This window comes from Dysgonomonas hofstadii (genome assembly GCF_014196915.1).
In the GTDB taxonomy this organism is placed as follows: domain Bacteria; phylum Bacteroidota; class Bacteroidia; order Bacteroidales; family Dysgonomonadaceae; genus Dysgonomonas; species Dysgonomonas hofstadii.
Genome location: NZ_JACIEP010000023.1, coordinates 44886 through 50927 on the forward strand (window position 1 = coordinate 44886; position 6042 = coordinate 50927).

The 6042-nt window shown below is 38.4% G+C and carries 7 protein-coding genes and 1 pseudogene; 6 read left to right on the forward strand and 2 right to left on the reverse strand.

What is annotated here, in order from left to right:
- Nucleotides 1-9: 9 nt before the first annotated feature.
- Entirely contained in the window at nt 10-708 is a 699-nt protein-coding gene (locus GGR21_RS19640) for a response regulator transcription factor (protein ID WP_246348132.1), read from the reverse strand.
- Between the two features lie 152 nt (nt 709-860).
- Here GGR21_RS19640 and GGR21_RS19645 point away from each other — a divergent pair, with 152 nt between their 5' ends.
- The gene (locus GGR21_RS19645) at nt 861-1382 is read left to right on the forward strand and encodes a VapA/VapB family virulence-associated protein (RefSeq protein ID WP_183308952.1); all 522 of its coding nucleotides are present in this window, start codon (nt 861-863) and stop codon (nt 1380-1382) included.
- Between the two features lie 88 nt (nt 1383-1470).
- On the forward strand, nt 1471-1998 hold the full coding sequence (locus GGR21_RS19650) for a hypothetical protein (RefSeq protein WP_183308953.1): 528 nt from the start codon (nt 1471-1473) through the stop codon (nt 1996-1998).
- A gap of 62 nt (nt 1999-2060) precedes the next feature.
- Here GGR21_RS19650 and GGR21_RS19655 read toward each other — a convergent pair.
- A pseudogene (locus tag GGR21_RS19655) lies at nt 2061-2939 on the reverse strand (phage integrase SAM-like domain-containing protein); the annotation flags it as partial.
- A gap of 633 nt (nt 2940-3572) precedes the next feature.
- On the opposite strand from GGR21_RS19655, the gene GGR21_RS19660 reads away from it, so the two are divergent.
- The 4 genes from GGR21_RS19660 (at nt 3573) to GGR21_RS19675 (ending at nt 5933) form a co-directional block, all read left to right on the forward strand.
- Nucleotides 3573-4670, forward strand: coding sequence for an NAD(P)H-dependent flavin oxidoreductase (locus tag GGR21_RS19660; protein WP_183308954.1), 1098 nt, complete (start codon nt 3573-3575; stop codon nt 4668-4670).
- Nucleotides 4671-4832: 162 nt separating this feature from the next.
- Nucleotides 4833-5072 carry a hypothetical protein gene (locus tag GGR21_RS19665; protein WP_006801039.1) on the forward strand — a complete coding sequence of 80 codons (240 nt, stop codon included), beginning with the start codon at nt 4833-4835 and terminating at the stop codon, nt 5070-5072.
- A 72-nt stretch (nt 5073-5144) separates the two neighbouring features.
- Nucleotides 5145-5597: a cold-shock protein gene (locus GGR21_RS19670; RefSeq protein ID WP_183308955.1), complete on the forward strand. Its 453-nt coding sequence runs from the start codon at nt 5145-5147 to the stop codon at nt 5595-5597.
- 27 nt (nt 5598-5624) lie between these two features.
- Complete coding sequence (locus tag GGR21_RS19675) at nt 5625-5933, forward strand: RNA recognition motif domain-containing protein (protein ID WP_183308956.1); 309 nt, start codon at nt 5625-5627, stop codon at nt 5931-5933.
- Nucleotides 5934-6042 lie beyond the last annotated feature (109 nt).

Genomic DNA, 6042 nt, shown 5'->3' on the forward strand with positions numbered 1-6042 from the left:
TCCAGAAAATCAGACGGCAATACTCCATACTGTTTTTTGGAAACATTTGGCAAAATACGACGGATTATTAAATCCGACCATATAGCAGACCTCATTTACCCGGTACTTATTTTCATTCAATAATTCTGTCGCTCTTTTCAGTCTTACCATCAGCAACAGTTTATTCGAGGTGATACCCGACAGGTTTTTTATCTTGGCAAATAAACCGGAACTACTGACATGAAGCTCTTCGGCTAAATGCTCGAAAGTGAAATCAACATTGGCAATATTCTTTTCTATAATATCGTTTACCTTTGCAAGGAACTCTTCGTCTTCCCTGTTTCCTGCAATGCTTTTCAAAGAGGCAAATGGTGTCTCCGTAAATTTCTTCAACAGGTTTCGTCTCGATTCGAGTAGATTTCTTATCTGCACCGAAAGGAATGAGATAGAAAATGATTTCTCTACATAGGCATCAGCTCCTATCTCCAGCGCTTCAATCTTCGATGCAATATTGGTCTTGGCCGTCAACATTACCAAAGGAATATGATTCCAGAGAAAACTACTCTTTACCTTATTACAGAATTCTATCCCATCCATATTGGGCATCATAATATCGCTTATGATAAGGTCTACTTCCTCCCTTTCCAATAATTTTATTCCTTCCATGCCATCATTTGCCAAAAGTACATTATATACTAGAGCCAGATTCTTTTTTATAAACTCCTGCATATCTGGGTTATCTTCTACAATCAGGAAAGCGCTGGTGTGATATACAATTTTATGGAGGATTGGTTAAATGAAGGTCTTAAAGCCGGTTATAGCTATTATATTGATGTGCAAATTAGAAATTAAAAATCGGATAATAACAAAACGATTATATCATGGTAGAAAAAGAACACAGATTAACGGCAGAGGAGTATATTAAGTCATACAGGGAGAGTCATAAAAACTTAGAAATTAACGAAGAACAAATGGACAACATATGTTCAAGCATTGGAGAGATATATGATTGTGGAGAGAAGACGCCCAACTATTACAGGGCTGACTTAATAAGTTTGCTTTTTTATGTTAGAGTACTGGTGACATATCACACAGAAAGCATTCCAAATCAATTTAAAAAATCCTTCATAGGAAATTGTGGAGGAGCATCCTTTCCTGGAAGTACATACTATTCAGCAGGTAATCTATGTACAAAAAAAGGTCATTCTTTTGATGACATTTTTCATAAACAAGAATCAATAAGTATAATTGGCCCAACACCAGTAATCGCGTTCGCTATTATACATTTTTATGAAAAAAAGAGCAATTTACTTGGTTGGCTAGAGCTTGTTGGTGCTGGAACTGTATTTGGTGTTATGGGGGCACAGGTAATTGGAAAGATGGGGATTTATAAACAAATTTAAATATCAGAATATCGAAAATTCATTTTATCAGATAGCCAGACACACTTTCCGGCTATCTTTTCCCAACAAAGTCATTGGGGATGAAATCTTGTCCAACTATTCTCTATTTTTTGTAGAGAATGGAGACGAATATCTGTTTAGCCTTTCGGTAGCAGGCAATATTTTTGATCACAATACTTATAAACATATTGGGGCGTTTGACGACGATATAGCCTCAATCAGTATTCTCAAATCCCTAAAAGGGTATTTACGTTTCCGAATTGCCTATCCTGAGAGTGAAGAGTTTTGCACGATGGATGTAGATGCATGCTTTAAAGAAGCACAGGTTCAACTGCCTAATGATGAGCGACATCATTTTTTCTGTCTCAACAACTGTTTGATGCTGCTCTACGTCTTTGCAACTTCCAACCTCGACACTTTACTGATACACGCTTCTGTTATTAAAAACGATGAACAAGGTTTTGTCTTTTTAGGCAAGAGTGGAACAGGCAAAAGTACGCATAGCCGTTTGTGGCTGGAACATGTCGAAAGTAACGAATTGCTAAACGACGACAATCCCGTAATTCGCATCATAGATAGCAAAGCCTACGTTTTCGGTTACGCCGTGGAGTGGTAAGACACCCTGTTATAAAAACGATTCGGTTCCGTTGCGAGGCACCGTAAAACTACGACAGGTTGAAAGTCCGTTTTCTTTCTGCGGTATTTAAGCCAAAGGTTATCATCTTCATCTGTAAACAGATTCTCTTCTCTTATGTGGACTATATCCGCATAAGAAGTACCGGTATAGCAAGCGAAGAGAAACAAGTCACGGGTAAGCAGATAAGAATGACGGTTAGGGGCAATTTCCAAATCTCGGATTTTTTCAAAACTTTCCCTGCTTAATGCTTTGGGAGTGGCTTCTTTTTGTTTGGGTAGTTTGTAATGGACAAAATGCAGTTTCTCGGAAATACCTTCTTTGAAAGCAATCTTACACATCTTTTTCAGGATAGCCAGATAGTGGCGAACTGTATCCATTGAATAGCCCTGTTCGACCAGAACAAAATCCTGATATTCCCGGATGAACTGTTCGTTTAATTGTCCGAAAGCAATATCCTTTGTTTTAAATTTCTTTTTGATGAATTTGCCTAATGAACGGTGGGTGTACACGTAACCACTTAAGGTGGTCGGGGCAACATCTATTCCGATACGGGCTCTCAGTCCGTCAATATACTTGTCGAGAAGTACGAGCAGGGTTGTTTGTGCGCCCATACTTCCCTGAAAGAGGTTTTTGACTGATTCGGCATCGAAAGGCCGGTTACGCTCTATGAGCGTATCATAAGCCGAATGGACAGCAAGCAATAGTTCCTCTATTTTGGCATTGGTGACTACTGCTTCACGGCTTTTACCATCCAGGCGGCTTTCGCGGGGATTCCACAACCCGGGAGTACAGGAAAGTTTCAGGCTGAACTGCGACATAGACCTACCGATAGTAATTCTTCCCATGATGGGAGTTTTACCCGACTTATCGGGGCTGCTTTTTTTCAGGTAAAGCAAAACCTTGAATTTTTCTTGTTTCATAACACTTATAATTTTGTGGGCTTTGCCTTTAGGCAAAGTTACCTGTTTTACAAGTGCTCTTTGTTGTGCAAAATACTGTGAATCAGAACAAACAAACCGAATGATGTTTCTGCGATCTGCTATGAGTTACCTGTTTTAATCCGGTAACTATCGTGGTAACGGATTGGTAACGTAAATACTGCTATATTCTGCCAAAATTCATTTTACCTGATGACGCAGAAAAGAGAAAAACTACTCATTCTAAATTACTTACGTTATACTTGCTTCAATTCGCTGATTACCGTTTTTCTACGAATTATACACGTAGCCAGACATACTTTTCGGACGATTGCGGCTAAAAAGGGTATACGGGATAGCATTGCGGAACGCATCATGAGACATTAAATAAAGAAATATTATAATGTCTTTATTATAAAATATTGTAAAACAATAAATAAGTCGTTTTTCTTTCGTATCTTTAAAACTTGAGCAATCTGGTTTTTATTGTATCTATCTTCTCAATGTTTTGCTCCGCGCTGGTTAGCGGATCTTCCCATCGTCAAAATCGACAACAAAATTAACTTTCTTGTTTATGGTATTAATCAGTTACGAGAATGTGTAATGCTTTTGTCGTAACACATTTTTGTAAATAAGATGAAATCATTTTTTATAGGGAATATGGAAGTTAAACTTCCGGTTATCCAAGGTGGAATGGGTGTAGGCGTATCTTTGTCCGGTTTAGCATCAGCGGTAGCCAATGAAGGAGGGATAGGAGTTATATCGTGTGCCGGTTTGGGACTTATCCATAAAGGCCACGGAGATTTTATTAAGAGCAGCATTTGGGGGCTAAAAGAAGAGTTGCGTTTAGCCAGAGAAAAAACAACCGGCATAATAGGAGTCAATATAATGGTGGCTTTATCCAATTTTGCAGATATGGCGCGTACAGCCATCGAAGAAAAAGCGGATGTCATATTTGCCGGAGCAGGACTACCGTTGGACCTGCCATCTTATCGGACTGTGGATAGTAAAACCAAGTTAGTTCCGATCGTTTCTTCCGCCCGGGCCTCAAAAATAATTTGCGAGAAATGGCATAATAATTACGGTTACCTTCCTGATGCGATCGTTGTAGAAGGCCCGAAAGCAGGAGGGCATTTAGGATTCAAAAAAGAGCAAATCGATGATAACCTGTATTCTCTGGAACAGATAATTCCCGAGGTCATAGAAACAGTTTCATTATATAAAGGAATAAAAACGATATCAGTTATTGCCGCAGGTGGGATATCTTCAGGAGGGGATATATACCGTTTTATCGAAATGGGGGCATCAGCTGTACAGATGGGAACAATATTTGTTACTACAGACGAATGCGATGCTTCAGAAGCCTTCAAGCAGGTCTATCTTACTGCTAAAGAAGACGACTTAATGATAATCAACAGTCCCGTAGGGATGCCCGGGCGTGCCATTAAAGGAGAATTTCTCAAACGTGTTGCCGATGGATTAGAAGTTCCTAAAAACTGTCCTGTACATTGTATAAAAACCTGCGACTTTACGAAGAGCCCCTATTGTATTATGAAAGCATTATTTAATGCTGCAAAAGGTGATATGAGAAAAGGGTATGCTTTTGCCGGAGTAAATGCACATCTGGCACAGAAAATAAGCAGCGTAAAAGAAGTTGTATACAGGCTGAAAGAAGAATTTACCCTGGCGGAAAAAAGGACATTATTAACAATAGGGCTGTCTCATGAACTATAGTCTGGTAGAAGAAACAATAAGAAGATATATCCGGGAATACAGGAATGGCCTTGATATTCTGTGCTCAGGATGAACAAGGCTTGCTCAAGGATATTCAGAAACTTACAGGAAAGTGTCTTACAGTATCGAGTCAATAATAAACATTCACTAAAACTACAATATATGGTAGCAAAACAGAATTCTTCAGCAAATAAGAAAGAAGGTGAAATAACCCGTTCTGAAAGAACTTCGGCAACACAACAAGCCGAGTCAGTGCTGAAAAATGCAAAGGAGCGTGCCGGAGATGTTATCCATGTCGTAATTAGTGACAGGACTACAATTGAACTTCCGGCTCATTTATCACAGGAAGAGATAGATGCCCGTGTGGAGAAATATATAGAATTGCATAAATCGAAGATATAGTTTCTAGAGAATTGCTGTGATAAAAATAATAAGTATTCATTATAAAAAAACAAAGATATTTTAAGAATAAGTATGGCTAAATCAAACTCATTTAACAAGAGAGAAATAGAAAAAAACAAACAACAAAAAAGAAAAGAAAAACAGCAAAAACGGGAAGAAAGAAAAAATAATCCAGCCGATTCTTTTGAGGATATGATTGCTTATGTAGATGAAAACGGAGTTATAACCAGTACTCCTCCCGACCTCACTAATAAACGAAAAATCAAGATCGAAAATATAGCTGTTTCTACACCGAAAAAAGAAGATCTGGAAGATCCTATATTGAATGGGCGTGTAGAATACTTTAACCCCGATAAGGGATATGGTTTTATTAAACATACAGGAAGTACGGATAAATATTTTTTCCATGTGAGCAGTGCTCCGGCTTCCATTACAGAAGGAAATATGGTGACATTCGAATTGGAACGTGGTCAAAAAGGCATGAATGCCGTAAGGATTACTCTTGCCAATAAGGACGGCCAGTAATCAATAATAATTAATTTAAGAAAAAGAATGAACATTTATGTATCAAATCTAAACTTTAGCACAACAAGCGAGAGTTTACAGGAATTATTTGCAGCGTATGGTGAAGTTGAATCTGCAAAGATTATCACAGACAGGGAAAGCGGAAGGTCTCGCGGATTCGGTTTTGTAGAAATGCCAAATGATACCGAAGGGCAAAATGCCATATCGGGATTACACGACACCAATTTTGAAGGAAAGACTATTGGCGTAAGCATAGCACGCCCAAAAACCGAAAGAAGCAGCGGCGGATATAACAACCGGGGCGGAAATGGTGGATATAATAGAAATCGCTATTAATCAAATAGTATAGTTAAGGTGTAAAAGTTTAGACTAGATCTGACAGTAGGGCAAAATTTTCAAGGTTTAATATTAGGTTTTTCTAAGCCATAATTTCTTGGAATAGTTA